Origin of the sequence: Actinomadura sp. NPDC023710 (assembly GCF_040639875.1) — a bacterium.
Taxonomy (GTDB): Bacteria; Actinomycetota; Actinomycetes; order Streptosporangiales; family Streptosporangiaceae; genus Spirillospora; species Spirillospora citrea.
Genome location: NZ_JBFAGB010000032.1, coordinates 88580 through 106742 on the forward strand (window position 1 = coordinate 88580; position 18163 = coordinate 106742).

Genomic DNA, 18163 nt, shown 5'->3' on the forward strand with positions numbered 1-18163 from the left:
TTGCTCGTCGGGTCGGGTCGCCCGCCTCGTCGCGCTACTTGTCGATGTCGCCGACGACGAAGAACATCGAGCCGAGAATGGCGATCATGTCGGCGACCAGGTTGCCGGGCAGCAGCTCCGCGAGCACCTGGACGTTGTTGTACGACGCTGACCGCAGCTTCATCCGCCACGGGGTCTTCTCGCCGCGCGACACCAGGTAGTAGCCGTTGATGCCGAGCGGGTTCTCCGTCCAGGCGTAGGTGTGTCCCTCGGGGACCTTCAGGACCTTCGGCAGCCGCTGGTTGATCGGGCCGGGCGGTAGCTCGGCGAGACGGTCCAGGCAGGCGTCCGCAAGGTCGAGGGACGCGTGCACCTGGTCGAGCAGGCACTCGAAGCGGGCCAGGCAGTCGCCCTCTGACCGGGTGACCACGCGGACGTCCAGCTCGCCGTACGCGAGGTAGGGCTCGTCCCGGCGCAGGTCGAAATCCACGCCGGACGCGCGCGCGATGGGCCCGGACACCCCGTACTGCAGGATCTGTTCTCGAGTGAGGGCGCCGACCCCCCTGGTGCGGGCCCGGAAGATCTCGTTGCCCATGATGAGGTCGTCGATGTCGCTCATGCGGGCACGGACCTCGGAGACCGCCGCCCGCGCGCGCGCCGTCCAACCGGCGGGAAGCTCGTCCTTCAGCCCGCCGACGCGGTTGAACATGTAGTGCATGCGCCCACCGGAGATCTCCTCCATGACCCGCTGCAGGACCTCGCGCTCGCGGAACGCGTAGAAGATCGGGGTGATGGCGCCCACTTCCAGCGGGTAGGAGCCAAGGAACATCAGGTGGTTGAGGACCCGGTTCAGCTCTGCCAGCAGGGTCCTCGCCCATACCGCGCGGACGGGGACCTCCATGCCGAGCATGCGTTCGACGGCGAGGACGACGCCGAGTTCGCTGGAGAACGCCGACAGCCAGTCGTGCCGGTTCGCCAGGACGATGATCTGCCGGAAGTCGCGGACCTCGAACAGCTTCTCGGCTCCCCGGTGCATGTAGCCGACGATGGGTTCGGCGGCCGAGATGCGTTCACCGTCCAAGGTGAGCTTCAGCCGCAGCACACCGTGCGTGGACGGGTGCTGGGGGCCGATGTTCAGGGTCATGTCCTCGGTGGCGAGCTCCTTCGCGCCCGCACCGATCCCGACGATCCGTTCGGTGGTCATGGTCGCGCCTCCGCCACTCCGATCACCGCTTCATGGTCCCATGGCGAGCGGTAGTCGTTATCCGATTGACTAGGGGGCAATGAACGCGAGCCACGGCGAACCGCCATTCGATCCCGCCGCGCATCCTGGACAGCAGGGCGCGGTGCGTCCGCCCGCGCCGTCCGGTCCGGGCCACGGCGGTCAGCCCCCTGGTCAGGGACAGGTAGGGGCACCCTACCCGCCGCACCAGGGACAGCCCGTCTACCAGGCGGATCAGGCCTTCGCGCCTGGGGCCGGCCTCCGCTGGTCGCCCATTTCCCGACGCCATGCCTGGCACAGGCTCCTCACCGCGGTCCTGTGGGCGATTCCCGTGGGTGGTGTGGGCGCTTTCATCGTCTGGAGGAACGGCACCGTGGTCGCGGCGTCCATGTGGGTGGCCGCCGTTGTGCTCGGGGTCATCCTCACCTGGGTGGTCGCGGAACTGGACCGCAGGGCCTACGGCTACGCCGAGCGCGGCGACGATCTCATCGTGACCCATGGTGTCCTCGTCCGGCGCCTCATCGTGGTCCCGTATGGGCGGATGCAGTTCGTGGACGTCACTGCGGGGCTTCTGGAGCGGTGGATGGGTGTCGCCACCGTCCGGATGCACACCGCCGCCGCGGCGACGGACGCAACGATTCCGGGACTGCCCACCGCGGAGGCCGCGCTCCTGCGCGACCGTCTCGCGCAGAAGGGCGAGGAATGGGGCATGGGCCTATGAGCGGCCCTTACGGCCCCTATGGCCCGCCTGGACGGCCTGGCCCCTCCGGCCCGCCCGGGCCGCCTGGACCGTCCGGACCACCCGGCCCGCCTGGGCAGCCGGGCCCTTACGGTCGCCCTGCGGGACCGTCGTACCAGCCGCCCCGGCCCGGGTATGGCCCGCCTCGTCCGCCGTATGCGTATGGTCCGCCGCAGCCGCAACGTCCCCCGGTCCGGTTCTCGGAGGGCACGCACAGGCTCCACTGGGCGACGGCCCCACTGCGCGCGTTCGTGTTCCTCATCATCTACTTCGTCCTCCTCGGCTTCCCCCTGCTGCTGACGCAGACGGACAATGGCATCACCTTGGCGCTCACGCCGGAGGTGATCCTGCGGTTCATCATCGTGACCATCCCCATGGGACTGGTCGCAGTGGGAACCGGCCTGTGGACCTGGCTCGCACTGCGCTTCCGTGTCGACAACGACGACCTCGTCGTCGAGACCGGCATCCTGCGTAAGAACGCGCGCCGCATCCCGCTTTCGCGCATCCAGGCCATAGACGTCGTGCGTCCGCTGGTAACGCGGGTGTTCGCGCTTTCTGAAGTGCGCGTGGAGCTGGCAGGGGGCGAGCAGAGCGAAATCGCTCTCCGCTACCTGGGGCGGCAGTCGGCACAACAGTTGCGTGCCGAACTCCTCGCCCGCGCCGCCGGGCTCCCGGGCCAGACCCCGGAAGCGCCCGAACGGCACCTGTGGCGCGTCCCGTTCGGCTCCCTGCTCGGGTCGCTCGTCGTGCGACTGCCCGTCCTGGGGACGGTGCTGCTCTTCCTCGCGTCCCTCATCTTCCTCGTGATGTACGCCGAGGGCGGCATCCTGGCCATCACCATCCCGGTCCTGCTCGGCCTCATCCGAGCCGTGATCGCGCCGCTGGTCATGTACGCCAACTTCACGGTCGCGATGTCGCCAGACGGGATCCGCCTGCGCTACGGCCTGCTGGAGACCCGGATGCAGACGCTGCCGCCGGGCCGCGTCCAGGCCGTCAGCATCGTCGAACCGTTGATCTGGCGCAGCCTGGGCTGGGCCCGCGTCGACGTCACCGTGGCCGGATACGCGGGCGAGCGCCAGGCGCTCTCGTCGACCCTGCTCCCCGTCGCGCCCCGCCACGTCGCCCTGCACCTCGTCTCGCAGGTCTTCCCCGGGACGCAGGTGGACGCGGTCACCCTCGTCCCCGCGTCCTCCAAGACCGTGTCGATGGAGCACGCGGAAGGCGCCGGCACCGACGACGTGGTCTTCGTGGCCCGGCACGGATGGCCCTGCCGCCGCACGGACGTGATCGCCCACGCGCGCGCGCAGAGCGTCAGGCTGACCGTGAACCCCTTCCAGCGTCTGCTGGGCCTGGCCACCGTCCACGTGGACGCGCCTCCGGGGCCGGTCCAGGTGGCGGCGGCGGACCGCGAACTGGGCGAGGCTCGCGCGATCGTCGAGTCCACCGCGCGCCGAGCCCTCGCCGCCCGCCGCGCCGGGGGCGGCGACCCCACCCACTGGGCCCGCTGACGACTTATCCCCAGAATCGCGTTCTACTTCCGCGCCCCTCGGCGTCCCTCGACGATGGAACACGTCGGCCCGCCCGAGGGGGGAGGGCGGGCCGACCCCGCCGAGAAGGGAACGCGATCATGTGTAAAGAGGCTGCCGCGGCGGCGCCGAAGGAGCCCGGCGCCCACGGCTCCGCTCCAAATAACCGCAAAGGGCGCATATCGTCGGGACATGAGCGACCTGGCCTACGATCCCTGGTCCACCGCATTCGTGGCGGACCCGTATCCGGTGTTCGAGCGGCTCCGCGCCGAGCGGCCGGTGTTCTTCCACGAGCCCACCGGCCAGTGGGTGATCAGCCGGTACGAGGACGTCGACGCGCTGCTGCGCGACCGGCGTCTCGGGAGGTCGTACCTCCACACCGCGAGCCACGAGGAGTTCGGGCAGGAGCCGGAGCCCGACTTCCTCCAGCCCTTCTGGGACCTGATCCGCGCCGGGATGCTGGACGTGGAACCGCCCACCCACACGCGGTTGCGGCGTCTGGTGTCCAAGGCGTTCACGGCGCGCATGGTGGAGGGCCTGCGCCCGATGATCCGGCGCCTCGCCGAGGAGCTCGCGTCGGGGCTCGCGGACCGGGGCGGCGGCGACCTGCTGGCCGAGATCGCCGAGCCGCTGCCGGTGAACGTGATCGCCGAGATGCTGGGCGTCCCCGTCGAGGACCGGCACCTCCTGCGCCCCTGGTCGGCCGACATCTGCGGCATGTACGAGCTGAACCCGCCCGAGGACGTCCAGCGGACCGCCGTCCGCGCGGCCGTGGAGTTCTCCGACTACCTGCGCAAGCTGGCCCGCGCCCGGCGGGCCGAGCCGGGCGACGACCTCATCACCGCGCTGGCCCACGTCGTGGACGAGGGCGACCGGCTCACCGAGGACGAGCTGATTGGCACCTGCGTCCTGCTCCTCAACGCCGGCCACGAGGCCACGGTGAACGCGACGGGCAACGGCTGGTGGACGCTGTTCCGCAACCCCGGCCAGCTGGAACGTCTCCGCTCCGCCCCGTCGCTCGTGCCCACCGCGGTCGAGGAGCTGCTGCGCTACGACACGCCGGCGCCCATGTTCGAACGCTGGGTGCTGGAGGACATCAGGGTCGCCGGCGTCGACATCCCCCGCGGCGCCGAGGTCGCCCTCCAGTTCGCGTCCGCCAACCGCGACCCGGAGGTGTTCGCCGACCCGAACCGGCTCGATCTGGGGCGCGACCCGAACCCCCACATCACCTTCGGCCTCGGCATCCACTACTGCCTGGGCGCGCCCCTGGCCCGCATCGAGCTCACCGAGTCGTTCGGCGCGCTGCTGCGCGCGGCCCCCGCCCTGCACCTCACCACCGAACCAGAGTGGAAGTCCGGCTACGTCCTACGCGGCCTGACCGCCCTCCAAGTGGAGCGCTAACAGCTCCGCGTCACTCCACGTGGAGCGGTAGCCGGTTCGCGTCACTCCACGTGGAGCGGGTAGCCGGTCCGCGTCACTCCACGTGGAGCGGTAGCCGGTTCGCGTCGGTGGGGTGGGATCGAGACGTTGCTCGGCCGGTCTTGCGTTTACCCGGAGCCGGGTGCGGGCGTGGCTCGTTCTGCGGAGGCTGACCCAGAGGAGCAGACCCAGAGGAGCTGACGCTCCGCCCGCAACGCGACCCTGGGGTCGGGGATGCTGTGCGCGGCTCCCGGCCTGCGACTTCCTGCTGAGTCAGTGGAGGTTCGGGTTCAGGTGGTCTTGCAGGGGCGGCTGGTCGGTTCGGGTTAAGGGGACGGGGATGGGGATGTCGATGGTTTGGGTGAGCCAGCCGAAGCCGCCCAGGCCGGTGGGGTCGGTCAGTTCGGCGTCCTCGCCGGCGTGGCAGAGGGCGGCCACGTAGGCGCGGGGGTCCTGGTGGGCCAGGTCGAGGGGTGGGCGGGTTCCCGAGAGCCCCAGGGCGCGCAGGGCCTCGCGCTGGGTCGTCAGGAGGCTGGACGTCGCTCCCGCGCGTCGTCCGGCGACCAGGCAGGCATCGAGCGCGACATGGGCGGTGACGTCGCATGATCCGTCCGGGACGGCGGGGACGGTCGCGCCGTCGCGGTAGCCGGTCAGCGACCCGTAGACCGGGCGGGACTCGCGGGAGTGCGAGTAGTCGACGGCGAGCGCGAGACCGGCGGACAGGCGGCCGATCACGGAGGACCAGGCGGCGCAGCGCGGATGCCCGATCTCGGCGCGGTCGCCCGGTTCGGCCAGCGGCCACCACTGCTCCATCCAGCCGCGGTCCTCGTCGGACGGCGGCGGCCCCGGTCGCTCGGTGCCGCTGAACGGGTCGACCAGGACGGTCCGGATGCCCTCGGGAGTGCGTTCCACCACGTCCAGCGGCACGTTGTCGAGCCACTCGTTCGCGACGGCCAGGCCGGTGATGCGGCCGGGCAGGTCGGGGCGCCAGACGATCCGGGACGGGACGTCGGCGGGACGCGGTGCCAGCTCCACCGCCGTCGGGACGAGCCGGGCGTCAAGGTCTGGCGGCACGCAGGCCAGGATGTTGCCCAGCAGGCGGCCGGACCCGGCGCCGATGTCGATCACGTCCAGCCGGTCGGGGTGGCCGAGCAGGGCGTCGACCTCGACCAGCAGGCGGGCGATGGCGGCGGCGAACCGCGGCGAGGCGTGCACCGAGGTGCGGAAGTGCTCGGCGGGGCGTTCGCGCCGGTAGAAACCGTCCTCCCCGTAGAGGGCCCGCTCCATCGCGGCGCGCCACGTCAGCCATCCGGAAACCAGCGACTCCACGAGTGCGACGTTACCGTGAGTGGCGGGGTCCGGATGGGCCATCCCTGCGGCGGACACGGGTCCGACCTACGGCTGATCCCGGAGTGACCTGCCGGTACGTACGCTGGCGGGCATGGTGGCGAGCGCATGGGAGTGGCTGCGGGGCAAGAAGCCGCTCGTCGACGCCTTCTTCGCGCTGCCGGTCCTGTTCTTCTCGGTGCCGTCCCTGTTGGTGGGGCCGAGCGGGATCGGCACGGGCCACTACGTGCTGCTGACCGTCGCGCTGACCGGGCCGCTGGTGCTGCGCCGGACGTTCCCCCGGACGGTCTTCGCCGTCATCGCGCTGGTCTCCTGCGTCCAGTGCGTGCTGGGGCAGATCCCGGTTCCGGCGAACGTGGCGGTCCTGATGGGGCTCTACACGGTCACGGCCGGGTGCACGTTCCGCTGGGGGCTCGCGGCGGCGCTGATCGGCGAGGTGGGCTCGGTCATGGCGACCTACCGCTACCCGACCGGTGCCGACGACCGGAAGTTCTCCTTCGTCATGATGACGGTGCTGGTGGCGGGCGTGTACGTCCTCGGGCTGCACATGCGCACGCGCCGGGCGTACCTGCGTTCGGTGGAGGAGCGGGCCGAGCGCCTGGAGCGCGAGCGCGACAACGAGGTCAAGGTGGCGATGGCGGCCGAGCGCGCCCGCATCGCCCGCGAGCTGCACGACGTGGTGGCCCACAACGTCAGCGTGATCGTCGTGCAGGCGGACGGCGCTTCCTTCGCCATCGACACCGACGTGGGGCGGGCCCGGCAGGCGCTCGACACGATCTCCTCGACGGGACGGCTGGCGTTGGCGGAGATGCGAAGGCTCCTCGGCGTGCTGCGCGAGAACGACGACGCCGGGACGTACGCGCCGCAGCCGGGCGTGGCCCAACTGGACGAGCTGGTCGAACAGGTCCGCGCGGCCGGGCTGGCGGTGCAGTTCGAGGTGGACGGGACCCCTGCGGCCATGTCGGAGGGGCGCCAGCTCACGGTCTATCGGATCGTCCAGGAGGCGCTGACCAACACGCTGAAGCATGGTGGCCCGCGGGTGAGTGTGTCGGTACGGCTGTGCTACTCCGGCGACGCGTTGGAGATCCGGGTGGTCGACGACGGTCGCGGTGCGGCGGCGCCCGACGACGGCCGCGGCCACGGGCTGGCGGGGATGCGCGAACGCGTCGCCGTGTACGGCGGCACGGTCGCCGTCGGCCCGCGCGCCGGGGGCGGTTTCGCGGTGGCCGCGATCCTCCCGGTTCGCGAGGAGGTCGCCGCGTGACCGGACGCGGCGAGCGGGATCAGGGCTTGCGGCGCCCCTCGCCGGGCGTGCGGGGAGTGGCGGACAGGGAGGTGGCATGACGGACGTGGCGGCGCCCATCCGGGTGGTGCTCGTGGACGATCAGGAGCTGGTGCGGGCCGGGTTCCGGATGGTGCTGGACGCGCAGCCCGACATCGAGGTCGCCGGCGAGGCCGGGGACGGGCTGCAGGCACTGGAGCTCCTGCGGGGCACGCGGGCGGATGTGGTGCTGATGGACGTCCGGATGCCGCGGATGGACGGGATCGAGGCGACGCGCCAGGTGGTGGCGCGGTCCGGGCCGAAGGTCGTCATCCTGACCACGTTCGACCTGGACGAGTACGCGTTCGCCGCGATCAAGGCGGGCGCGGGCGGGTTCCTGCTGAAGGACGCGGGGCCGGCGCAGCTCATCGAGGCGATCAAGGCGGTGCACTCGGGGGACGCGGTCGTGGCGCCGAGCACCACCAAGCGGCTGCTGGACCGGTTCGCGGTGCATCTGCCGGACGCCGAGCAGAAGGCGATCGGGGCGCTGGAGAGCCTGACCGACCGGGAGAACGAGGTGCTGCGGCTCGTCGCGCGCGGGATGTCGAACGCGGAGATCGCCGGACGGCTCTACGTCTCGGAGGCCACGGTGAAGACCCACATGGGGCGGATCCTGATGAAGCTCGGCCTGCGCGACCGGGTGCAGGCGGTCGTGTTCGCTTACGAGACAGGTCTGGTGAAAAGCGGTCAAAACGGCCCATCCGCGTGACGCCTTGGGCTCCTCGTGATCATCATTTGGCGCCATCCTGGGACGCGCATTCGATCTTCCTTACCGTAGCCGGGTAACTACCGTACGCGACGCCGTCTCAGTGGGCGGCGTCGGCACTGTCACCTCGGGCACTGCTAAGCCCACGTACGGGAGGACTCTCGTGTTCAAGAAGCTTGCCGCCACCGGCATCCTCGGCTTCGCCATCGCCGGCTCCGCGCTCGCGGCGGCGCCCGCGTACGCCGCCACCTACGGTGGCGGGGATGACCACGGCAAGGGCCACCATGGCAAGGGTCACCATGGCAAGGGCCACGACGAGAACTGGTTCAGTCACAACAAGACCAGCGACAACTTCGGGATCCTGAACGGGACCCAGGTGATCGCGCCGATCTCGGTTCCCGTGGACGTCTGCGGCAACGCCGTCGCCGTCCTCGGTGGTGCGAGCGCCCACTGCAAGGGCGGCTCGTCCGTCAACTACGGGCACTGACACGGCACACGGCGGGCCACCGCCCGTCGTCGAGGCGCCGGAGACCGACGCTGTCTCCGGCGCCTTCGCGTGCCCGCGCCCCGAACGGGCGGGGTCGGCGGGTGGGGGGACGGCCGTGTACGACTCAGGTCGTACGCGGGCGGGCCGGATAGCCGTGAGAGTGAGGCGGAGCGTGGCCGCCGGGTCGATGGCAGGGACGGCGCGGATTCCTAGCGTGGAGCGCGTCCATCCGCGACCCGAAGGAGTCACCGTGACCAGCACGTTCGCCGAGCCGCCCGGGGGATCCCCCGCCGCCGGGGCACCGCCGGCCGTCATCGCCGAGGGCGTGTCCAAGGTGTACGGGTCCGGCGACGCGGCCGTCCACGCGCTCCGCGGGGTCGGCGTCGGGTTCGCCAGGGGCGCGTTCACCGCGATCATGGGGCCGTCCGGATCGGGGAAGTCGACGCTGATGCACTGCCTGGCCGGCCTCGACACCGTCACCGGCGGGCGGATCGTCCTCGGCGACGCCGAGATCACCGGGATGGGCGACCGGCAGCTGACGATGCTGCGCCGCGACCGCGTCGGGTTCGTGTTCCAGGCGTTCAACCTGCTGCCCACGCTCACCGCCGAGCAGAACATCCTGCTGCCCCTGGAGCTGGCCGGGCGCAAGCCCGACCGGGCCTGGTTCGAGCGGGTCGTCGACACCCTGGGCCTGCGGGACCGGCTCGGGCACCGGCCGAGCGAGCTGTCGGGCGGCCAGCAGCAGCGGGTGGCGTGCGCCCGCGCGATCGTCGCCCGGCCCGAGGTGATCTTCGCGGACGAGCCGACCGGCAACCTCGACTCCCGCGCGGGCGCCGAGGTCCTGGGGTTCCTGCGCTCCTCGGTCCGCGAGATGGGGCAGACGATCGTGATGGTCACCCACGACCCGGTGGCCGCCTCGTACGCCGACCGGGTGGTGTTCCTGCGGGACGGGGAGATCGTGTCGGAGCTCTTCCAGCCGACCCCGGACGCCGTCCTGGACCGGTTGAAGGGCCTGGGGGCGTGATGCTGCGGACGACTCTCGCGGGCCTGCGCGCCCACAAGCTGCGGCTGCTGCTCACGGCGGCGGCCATCACCCTCGGCGTCGGCTTCATCTCCGGGACGTTCGTCCTGACGGACACGCTGGACAAGGGCGTCTCCAAGACGTTCGCCAAGTCGGCCGACAAGGTCGACTACGCGGTGCTGCCCAAGAGCGACGACTCCGACAAGGGCGTCCCCCCGGCACTGCTCGGCAGGGTGAAGGCGCTCCCCGGCGTCAAGGACGTCCAGGGCGCCGTGAAGGGCGACGCCGCTCTCGTGGGCAAGGACGGCAAGGCGGTGGGCGACTTCCCGACGGTCGGGATGTCCGTGCCGTCCGGACGCCTGCTGCGCTACGACGTCGACAAGGGGCGTCCCCCGTCCGGCGGGGGTGAGGCCGTCCTCGACACGCGGCTCGCCAAGCGGGAGGGCTACTCCGTCGGGAACGCGGTGACGGTCCTGGATCACGGGTCCCGCCCGCACCGGTTCACGGTCGTCGGACTGGTCGACTTCGGCATCGACCAGGAGGCGAGCTTCCGGGGCGCCGTGGGCTTCGACCCGGCGACCGCGATGCGGATGACCGGCGAGAAGACCTACCGCGAGCTCGACGTGGCGGGCGGGTCCGGGGACGCCGTCAAGGCCGCCGCGGGCGGCGCCTACCGCGTGTACACGGGCGAGGAGCTCGGCGCGCGGCTGGCCAGGGCGGCCGGTGCCGACACCAAGATCATCAGGACCGGTCTGCTGATCTTCGGGCTGGTCGCGATGCTGGTGTCCGCCCTGGTGATCTACAACACGTTCTCGATCCTGATCGCCCAGCGGATGCGGGAGATGGCGCTGCTGCGCTGCGTCGGCGCGACCCGCCGGCAGGTGTTCGGGGGCGTGGTGCTGGAGTCCGCCGTCGTGGGCCTGGTGGGCTCCCTGCTCGGCCTCCTCGCCGGGGTCGGCCTCGGCGAGGGCGCGCTGGTCGTGGTCAGCAGGCTGAACGAGCGCGTGGCCGTCGCCGGACCGTCCCTCGCGGTCCGGACGATCGTGATCGGGCTGGCCGTCGGGATCGTGGTGACGGTCCTGTCCGCGCTGCTGCCCGCCCGCGCGGCCACCCGGGTGTCGCCGGTCGCCGCGCTGCGCGCCGACCTGGAGCCGGGCGCCGGACGGTTCAGGCTCGGCGTGGTGCGCACCGTCCTCGCCGTCCTGCTGGGCGCCGCGGGCCTGGCCATCGGCGGTCTCGGCTCGCTCGGCATGGAGAAGGGCGAGACCGCGATGTACGCGGTCGCGTTCGCCGGCGGCGTGTTCTTCCTCGGCGTGATCGCGGCGATGCCGGCGCTCGTCCGTCCGCTCGGACGGGTCGCGGGCGCGGTCCCGGCACGGCTCGGCGGCGTCCCGGGACGGCTGGCCGTGGCGAACGCGCAGCGCGCTCCCCGCCGCACCGCGACCACGACGATCGCGCTGACCGTCGGCGTCGGGCTGATGAGCCTGTTCGCGGTGGTCGCGGCGAGCGGCAAGGCGACGGCCGCGCACCAGTTGGAGGAGCAGTTCCCCGTCCAGTTCCAGATCCGGCCGCAGAGCTTCGAGGGGACCCTCCCGCACGCGCTCGCCGAGACGCTGCGCACCCGGCCCGAGGTCGCCGGCGTGGTCGAGACCCGGCGCAAGGAGACCCGCGTCGGCGGCGACGACGGCGACATCTCGACGATCACCACCTCGGCGCTCGGAAGGATCCTCAAGCCGGAGGTCGAGCAGGGGTCGCTGGACGCCGCCCTGAAGCCGGGCACGGCGATGGTGGACGAGGAGACGGCCAAGACGTCCGGCCGCGCCCTCGGCGACACGGTGCAGGTCCGGACGGCGAACGGCACCGTCCCGGTGAAGATCACCGCCGTCTACGCGGTGGGTGCGGGCCTCGACGGGATCATCGTCCCGGAGCCGGACTTCACCCGGTACTTCGGCGTCCTGGACCCGTCGGGGATCTACGTCAAGACCCGCGACGGCGTCCCCGCCGCACAGGCCCGCCGGGCCGTGGACGACGCCGCGCGCCCCTACCCGGCCGCGAAGGTCGCCTCGTCCGCCGAGTTCGAGGAGACGCTGACCAAGGCCATCGACATGGTCCTGATGATCTTCGGTGGGCTGCTCGGGCTGGCGATCGTCATCGCGCTGTTCGGCATCGCGAACACGCTGACCCTGTCGGTCGTGGAGCGCACCCGCGAGTCCGCGCTGCTGCGCGCCCTCGGCCTCACCAAGCGCCAGCTCCGCCGGATGCTGTCGGTGGAGGCGCTCGTCATGGCCGTGATCGGCGCGGCCACCGGGGTCGTGCTCGGGGTGGGCTTCGGCTGGGCCGCGACGAACGCGATGGCGAGCGACTCGATCTTCTCGCTGCCCTACCTGCAGGTCATCGGGTTCGTGGTCCTCGCGGGCGCGGCCGGAATGGTCGCGGCCGTGCTGCCCGCGCGGCGCGCCGCGAAGACGTCCATCGTGGAGTCCCTCGCGCATGACTGAATGGGGGGCGGGGTGACGATCGTCACCCACCGGACCGCGCGGCGGGGTCCCGCGGGTACCCTGGGGCGCGCACGTCCGGTACCTACCTGAGGACTGGAACGAAACCGATGGACCCACAGGTCACGCCCCCTTCCGGCACGCCCGGAAACGGGCCGGGCTCCAGTGGGGGGACGACCCCCCGCACCCCCCGCAAGAACGAGCCGGGCTCCGGTGGGGGGGCGACCCCCCACACCCCCCGCAAGAACGAGCCGGAGACCCCGGAGGACCGGCCCGCGCGGCTCGCGGTCGGCGTCGTCGGCGCCGGCCGCGTCGGCACGGCGCTCGGCGCCGCGCTGTCGCGCGCGGGCCACCGCGTCGTCGCCGCGACCGCCGTGTCGGAGCGGTCGCGGACCCGCGTCGAGGAACGCCTTCCCGGAGCCGGCGTCGCCGCCCCGCAGGACGTGGTCGCCGCCGCCGACCTGGTGCTGCTGACCGTGCCGGACGACGAGCTGCCCGAGCTCGCCGCCGGGCTCGTCTCCGCGGGCGTCCCGGTCACGGGCAAGCTCGTCCTGCACACCAGCGGCCGCTACGGCACCGCCGTCCTGGACCCGCTCACCCGCGCCGGCGCGCTGCCGCTGGCCCTGCACCCCGTGATGACCTTCACCGGACGCCCGGACGACGTGAACCGGCTCACCGGCATCTCGTTCGGCGTCACCTCGCCCGACCCGCTGCGCCCCGTCGCCGAGGCCCTCGTCCTGGAGATGGGCGGCGAACCCGTCTGGATCACCGAGGAGGCGCGCCCGCTCTACCACGCGGCGCTCGCCGGAGGCGCGAACCACCTGGTCACCCTGGTCGTGGAGGCCATGGACCTGCTGCGCGGCGTCGGCGTGGCCGAACCCGGCCGGATGCTCGGCCCGCTCCTCGGCGCCGCCCTCGACAACGGGCTGCGGCTCGGCATCGACGGGCTCACCGGGCCCGTCGCGCGCGGGGACGCCGGGACGGTGGCCGACCACGTCGCGGAGCTGGGCAAGGTGTCGGCGGAGAGCCGCCGCGCCTACATCGCGCTGGCCCGCCTCACCGCCGACCGCGCGCTCGGCGCCGGACTGCTCAAACCCGAGGACGCCGAACGGCTCCTCGAAGCGCTGGCCGACTGACAGCGCCGACCGACCGAACAGGAAGGGAACGGCATTGGCTTCTGGCGTTTCCGGCGAGCACGGCCCCGGCCGGCGCCCGCCGTCGCGTGAGAGGACGGACGCGTCGTGACACCGATCGTCGCGCGCACGCGCGAGGAACTGGCGCAGGCCCGGTCCAAGGCCGGCGGCACGCTGGCGCTCGTCCCGACCATGGGCGCCCTGCACGACGGGCACCTGTCGCTGATGCGGCAGGCCCGCCGCAGCGCGGACGCGGTCGCGGTCAGCGTCTTCGTCAACCCGCTCCAGTTCGGGCCGGGCGAGGACTTCGACCGCTACCCCCGCACGTTCGCCGCCGACCTGGAAGCCTGCGCCTCCGAGGGCGTGGACTTCGTGTTCGCTCCGGCGCGCGAGGTCATGTACCCGGACGAGCCGCAGGTCACGGTCAGGTCGGGGCCCATGGGCGAGGTCGCCGAGGGGGCCGCGCGGCCCGGCCACTTCGACGGGATGCTCACCGTCGTGCTGAAGCTGCTCAACCTCGTCCGCCCCGACGTGGCGGTCTTCGGGGAGAAGGACGCCCAGCAGCTCGCGATGATCCGGCGGATGGTCGCCGACCTGAACGTCCCCGTGGAGGTGGTCGGCGCGCCGACCGTGCGCGAGCCGGACGGGCTGGCGCTGTCGAGCCGCAACCGCTACCTGTCCGGGCCCGAACGCCGGACCGCGCTCGCCCTGTCGCGCGCCCTGCGGGCCGGGGCCGACGCCTCCGCCTCCGGCCCGGACGCCGTGCTGGCGGCCGCGCGCACCGTCCTTTCCGAGGCCGAGGCCGCCGACCCGCCCCTCGTCCTGGACTACCTGGTGCTCGTCGACCCGTCGACCTTCACCGAGATCACCGGACCGCCCGCCGGCCGGGCCGTCCTCGCCGTCGCGGGCCGCGTCGGCGCCACCCACCTCATCGACAACGTTCCCCTCCAGTTCGGCAAGGAGCACTGATGTTCCGGACGATGTTCAAGTCGAAGATCCACCGCGCCACGGTGACCCAGGCGGACCTGCACTACGTCGGCTCGCTGACCATCGACCAGGACCTGATGGACGCCGCCGACCTGCTGCCCGGCGAGCAGGTCTCGATCGTGGACATCGACAACGGCGCCCGCCTGGAGACCTACCTGATCGCCGGCGAGCGCGGCTCCGGCGTCATCGGGATCAACGGCGCGGCCGCCCGCCTCGTGCAGCCCGGCGACCTGGTCATCATCATCAGCTACGCGCAGATGACCGACGCCGAGGCCCGCGAGTTCGTCCCCGCCGTCGTGCACGTCGACCGCTCCAACAAGATCATTTCGTTGGGCTCCGACCCCGCCGAGCCCGTGCCCGGCACCAGCACCACCCGGGGCGACCTGATCCGCGGCTGACCTGCGGCGGGGCCGGAAGGCCGGGGCCGGGTGCTCGGACGATCCGCGGTTAGGGTCATAATGACGAGAACCGACCCCGGAGGAGGGCTCGTGATCCCTTCCGTTCTGCACGCCCCCGCGCCTGGCTGGACCACCGACGCCGACGTCGTCGTCATCGGGTCCGGCATCGCCGGCCTGGTCGCCGCGCTGCGCTGCCGTCCCCACGGCCGGGTGCTGCTCGTCACCAAGGCCCTCCTGGACGCCGGGTCGACCCGGTGGGCGCAGGGCGGCATCGCGGCCGCGCTCGCGGCCGACGACACGCCCGAGGAGCACCTGGCCGACACCCTCACCGCGGGCGTCGGCATCTGCGACGAGGACGCCGTCCGGGCGCTCGTCACCGAGGGCCCGGGCGCCGTCCGCGGCCTGATCGACCTCGGCGCCGCCTTCGACCGCTCCGGCGGCGACATCGCCCTCACCCGCGAGGGCGGCCACCACCGGCGCCGCATCGCGCACGCGGGCGGGGACGCCACCGGCGCCGAGATCAGCCGCGCCCTCCTCGCCGAGCTCAAGGAATCGGGCGTCGAGGTGATCGAGCACGCGCTGGTCCTCGACCTGCTGAAGGACGCCACGGGACGCGCCGCGGGCGTCACCCTGCACGTCATGGGCGAGGGGCAGCCGGGCGGCGTCGGCGCCGTCCGCGCCCGCGCCGTCGTGCTCGCCACCGGCGGGCTCGGCCAGGTGTTCTCCGCCACGACCAACCCCGAGGTGTCCACGGGCGACGGCGTCGCGCTCGCGCTGCGCGCCGGGGCCGAGGTCACCGACCTGGAATTCGTCCAGTTCCACCCGACCGTGCTGTGGCTCGGCGAGGGCGCGACGGGGCAGCAGCCGCTGATCTCCGAGGCCGTCCGCGGCGAGGGCGCGCACCTGGTCGACCACGCCGGCGTGCGCTTCATGACCGGGCGCCACGAGCTCGCCGAGCTGGCCCCCCGCGACGTCGTCGCCAAGGGGATCATCAACCGGATGCGGGAGACCGGCGCGTCCCACATGCTGCTCGACGGCCGCCACTTCGGCGCGGCGATGTGGGAGACCCGGTTCCCGACCATTCTGGCCGCGTGCCGCCACCACGGCATCGACCCGGTGACCGAGCCCATCCCCGTCGTGCCCGCCGCCCACCATGCCAGCGGAGGCGTCCGCACGGACCTGCACGGCCGCACGTCCGTCCCCGGCCTGTACGCCTGCGGCGAGGTCGCCTGCACGGGCGTCCACGGCGCGAACCGCCTCGCCTCCAACTCCCTCCTGGAAGGCCTCGTGTTCGCCGCCAGAATCGCCGAAACCCTTCCCGGGGACCTCCCCGCTCCGCTCGCGCACACCGCCACCCCACCCGAACCCGAACAGGGCGGGTTGCTGGAGCCGGGGTTGCGGGAGGAGGTTCAGCGGATCATGACCTCCCATGTGGGGGTGCTGCGGCAGGCCGAGGGGCTGGAGGCCGCGGTGCGGGAACTGGAGGAACTCGGGCGCGGGCGCGCGGAGCCCGGGGTGGAGGCCTGGGAGGTCACCAACCTGTACACCGTCGCGTCGGCGATCGCGGCGGCGGCGCGGCTGCGGGAGGAGACGCGCGGGAGCCACTGGCGGGCGGACTTCCCCGAGCGCGCGGACCGGACGTGGCGCGGCCACCTCGTCACCCGCCTGGCGGGGAACGCCCTGACGACCACCTACGCACCTCTGGAAGGGAAGCGCTCATGACACCGGAACTCTCGCAGGGACTGACCGCCGCCGGGCTGGATCCACAGGCTGTGGAAAACCTTGTCCGCACGGCGCTGGCCGAGGACGGCGAGGTCGACGTCACCAGCACCCCGATCTTCGCGCCGCAGGACACCGCGAGCGGGGAGCTGAAGGCGCGCGAGGAGGGTGTCGTCGCGGGCGTTCCGGTGGCGTGCGTCGTCTTCGAGCTGCTGGACGTCGCCTACGAGGCGAAGGTCGAGGACGGCGACCGGGTCGCGCCCGGGCAGGTCCTCGTCGCGGTCGGCGGTTCTACCAGGGCGATCCTGAGGGCGGAGAGGACGGCACTGAACCTCCTCACGCACCTGTCCGGAATCGCGACCGCCACGCGCCGGTGGATGGACGCCATGGAGGGCACCAAGGCGAAGGTCCGCGACACCCGCAAGACCCTTCCCGGCCTGCGGGCCCTGCAGAAGTACGCCGTGCACTGCGGAGGCGGCGTCAACCACCGGATGGGCCTGCACGACGCCGCGCTCATCAAGGACAACCACATCTCGGCGGCCGGCGGGGTCACCAAGGCGTACGAGGCGATCCGCGCCGTGTACCCGTCCCTGCACGTCCAGGTGGAATGCGACACCCTCGCGCAGGTCGAAGAGGCTCTGGCGGTGGGCGCCACGAGCATCCTGCTCGATAACATGACCGACGCCGAAATGACCGAGGCGGTGCGGCTCGTGGCAGGGCGGGCGGAACTCGAGGCCAGCGGTGGCCTTACCCTGGAGCGGGCCCGAGACGTCGCCGTGACCGGGGTGGACTACCTTGCGGTCGGCGCGCTGACGCACTCGGCGCACGTGTTCGACATCGGCCTTGACTTCACCTGAACAGCGGGGACCTGATGCTGCTGACCATCGACGTCGGTAACACCCAGACCGTTCTCGGTCTCTTCGAGGGCGACGAGGTGATCGAGCACTGGAGGATCAACACCGATCCGCGGCGCACCGCCGACGAGATCGCGGTGGTCCTGCAGGGACTCGTCCAGCAGAGCCCGCTGCTGGCCGAGACCGACATCAGCGGCATCGCGCTGTGCTCCACGGTCCCCTCCGTCCTGCACGAGATGCGGGAGATGTGCCGCCGCTACTACGGCGACGTGACCGCGGTGATCGTGGAGCCCGGCGTCAAGACCGGCGTCCCCGTCCGGATGGACAACCCGAAGGAGGTCGGCGCCGACCGCATCGTGAACGCGCTCGCCGCCGTCCACACCCACGGCGGGCCCGCGATCGTGGTCGACTTCGGCACCGCCACCACCTTCGACGCCGTCTCCGCCAAGGGCGAGTACGTGGGCGGCGCGATCGCCCCCGGCATCGAGATCTCGATCGACGCGCTGTCGTCCCGCGGCGCGCAGCTCCACAAGATCGAGCTGGTCCGGCCGCGCAACGTGATCGCCAAGAACACGGTCGAGGCGCTGCAGTCCGGGATCATCTTCGGCTTCGCCGGCCAGGTGGACGGCATCGTCGAGCGCATGTCGGAGGAGCTCGCCGAGGACCCGCAGGAGGTCACGGTCATCGCCACCGGCGGCCTCGCCCCCCTCGTCCTGGAGGAGTCCCGCTGCATCGACGAGTTCGAGCCGTGGCTCACCCTCATCGGTCTCCGGCTCATCTACGAGCGCAACACGCCGTGACGGGCCGGTG

16 protein-coding genes are annotated in these 18163 nt (G+C 72.3%); 14 read left to right on the forward strand and 2 right to left on the reverse strand.

Annotated elements, in window-relative coordinates:
- Positions 1-34 precede the first annotated feature (34 nt).
- Positions 35-1183 carry an NADH-quinone oxidoreductase subunit D gene (locus tag AB0H37_RS31740; RefSeq protein ID WP_179837856.1) on the reverse strand — a complete coding sequence of 383 codons (1149 nt, stop codon included), beginning with the start codon at positions 1181-1183 and terminating at the stop codon, positions 35-37.
- Positions 1184-1541: 358 nt separating this feature from the next.
- Here AB0H37_RS31740 and AB0H37_RS31745 point away from each other — a divergent pair, with 358 nt between their 5' ends.
- The 3 genes from AB0H37_RS31745 (at position 1542) to AB0H37_RS31755 (ending at position 4867) form a co-directional block, all read left to right on the forward strand.
- Complete coding sequence (locus AB0H37_RS31745; RefSeq protein ID WP_360616643.1) at positions 1542-1922, forward strand: PH domain-containing protein; 381 nt, start codon at positions 1542-1544, stop codon at positions 1920-1922.
- Positions 1923-2191: 269 nt separating this feature from the next.
- Entirely contained in the window at positions 2192-3448 is a 1257-nt protein-coding gene (locus tag AB0H37_RS31750) for a PH domain-containing protein (protein ID WP_360616644.1), read from the forward strand.
- A 210-nt stretch (positions 3449-3658) separates the two neighbouring features.
- Positions 3659-4867, forward strand: a complete 1209-nt coding sequence (locus AB0H37_RS31755) for a cytochrome P450 (protein ID WP_360616645.1) — start codon at positions 3659-3661, stop codon at positions 4865-4867.
- 291 nt (positions 4868-5158) lie between these two features.
- Here the strand turns inward: AB0H37_RS31755 and AB0H37_RS31760 are convergent, their stop codons facing one another.
- The gene (locus tag AB0H37_RS31760; protein ID WP_360616646.1) at positions 5159-6214 is read right to left on the reverse strand and encodes an SAM-dependent methyltransferase; all 1056 of its coding nucleotides are present in this window, start codon (positions 6212-6214) and stop codon (positions 5159-5161) included.
- Between the two features lie 112 nt (positions 6215-6326).
- Here AB0H37_RS31760 and AB0H37_RS31765 point away from each other — a divergent pair, with 112 nt between their 5' ends.
- The 11 genes from AB0H37_RS31765 (at position 6327) to AB0H37_RS31815 (ending at position 18153) form a co-directional block, all read left to right on the forward strand.
- Positions 6327-7496, forward strand: coding sequence for a sensor histidine kinase (locus AB0H37_RS31765; RefSeq protein ID WP_360616647.1), 1170 nt, complete (start codon positions 6327-6329; stop codon positions 7494-7496).
- Between the two features lie 76 nt (positions 7497-7572).
- Positions 7573-8262 carry a response regulator transcription factor gene (locus AB0H37_RS31770; RefSeq protein ID WP_329084853.1) on the forward strand — a complete coding sequence of 230 codons (690 nt, stop codon included), beginning with the start codon at positions 7573-7575 and terminating at the stop codon, positions 8260-8262.
- Between the two features lie 160 nt (positions 8263-8422).
- Entirely contained in the window at positions 8423-8746 is a 324-nt protein-coding gene (locus tag AB0H37_RS31775; protein ID WP_179837850.1) for a chaplin family protein, read from the forward strand.
- 250 nt (positions 8747-8996) lie between these two features.
- Positions 8997-9770: an ABC transporter ATP-binding protein gene (locus AB0H37_RS31780; RefSeq protein WP_229810657.1), complete on the forward strand. Its 774-nt coding sequence runs from the start codon at positions 8997-8999 to the stop codon at positions 9768-9770.
- Positions 9770-12265: an FtsX-like permease family protein gene (locus AB0H37_RS31785; RefSeq protein WP_360616648.1), complete on the forward strand. Its 2496-nt coding sequence runs from the start codon at positions 9770-9772 to the stop codon at positions 12263-12265. The genes AB0H37_RS31780 and AB0H37_RS31785 overlap by 1 nt, the downstream gene beginning before the upstream one ends.
- A gap of 107 nt (positions 12266-12372) precedes the next feature.
- Entirely contained in the window at positions 12373-13398 is a 1026-nt protein-coding gene (locus AB0H37_RS31790) for a DUF2520 domain-containing protein (protein ID WP_360616649.1), read from the forward strand.
- Positions 13399-13503: 105 nt separating this feature from the next.
- Entirely contained in the window at positions 13504-14364 is an 861-nt protein-coding gene (panC, locus tag AB0H37_RS31795; RefSeq protein WP_329084859.1) for a pantoate--beta-alanine ligase, read from the forward strand.
- Positions 14364-14780: an aspartate 1-decarboxylase gene (panD, locus tag AB0H37_RS31800; protein ID WP_329084862.1), complete on the forward strand. Its 417-nt coding sequence runs from the start codon at positions 14364-14366 to the stop codon at positions 14778-14780. Before panC ends, panD begins: the two co-directional genes overlap by 1 nt.
- 90 nt (positions 14781-14870) lie before the next feature.
- The gene (locus tag AB0H37_RS31805; RefSeq protein ID WP_360616650.1) at positions 14871-16502 is read left to right on the forward strand and encodes an L-aspartate oxidase; all 1632 of its coding nucleotides are present in this window, start codon (positions 14871-14873) and stop codon (positions 16500-16502) included.
- Positions 16499-17356 carry a carboxylating nicotinate-nucleotide diphosphorylase gene (gene nadC / locus AB0H37_RS31810; protein WP_360616651.1) on the forward strand — a complete coding sequence of 286 codons (858 nt, stop codon included), beginning with the start codon at positions 16499-16501 and terminating at the stop codon, positions 17354-17356. Before AB0H37_RS31805 ends, nadC begins: the two co-directional genes overlap by 4 nt.
- A 14-nt stretch (positions 17357-17370) precedes the next feature.
- Positions 17371-18153, forward strand: coding sequence for a type III pantothenate kinase (locus tag AB0H37_RS31815; protein WP_179837844.1), 783 nt, complete (start codon positions 17371-17373; stop codon positions 18151-18153).
- Positions 18154-18163: the final 10 nt, after the last annotated feature.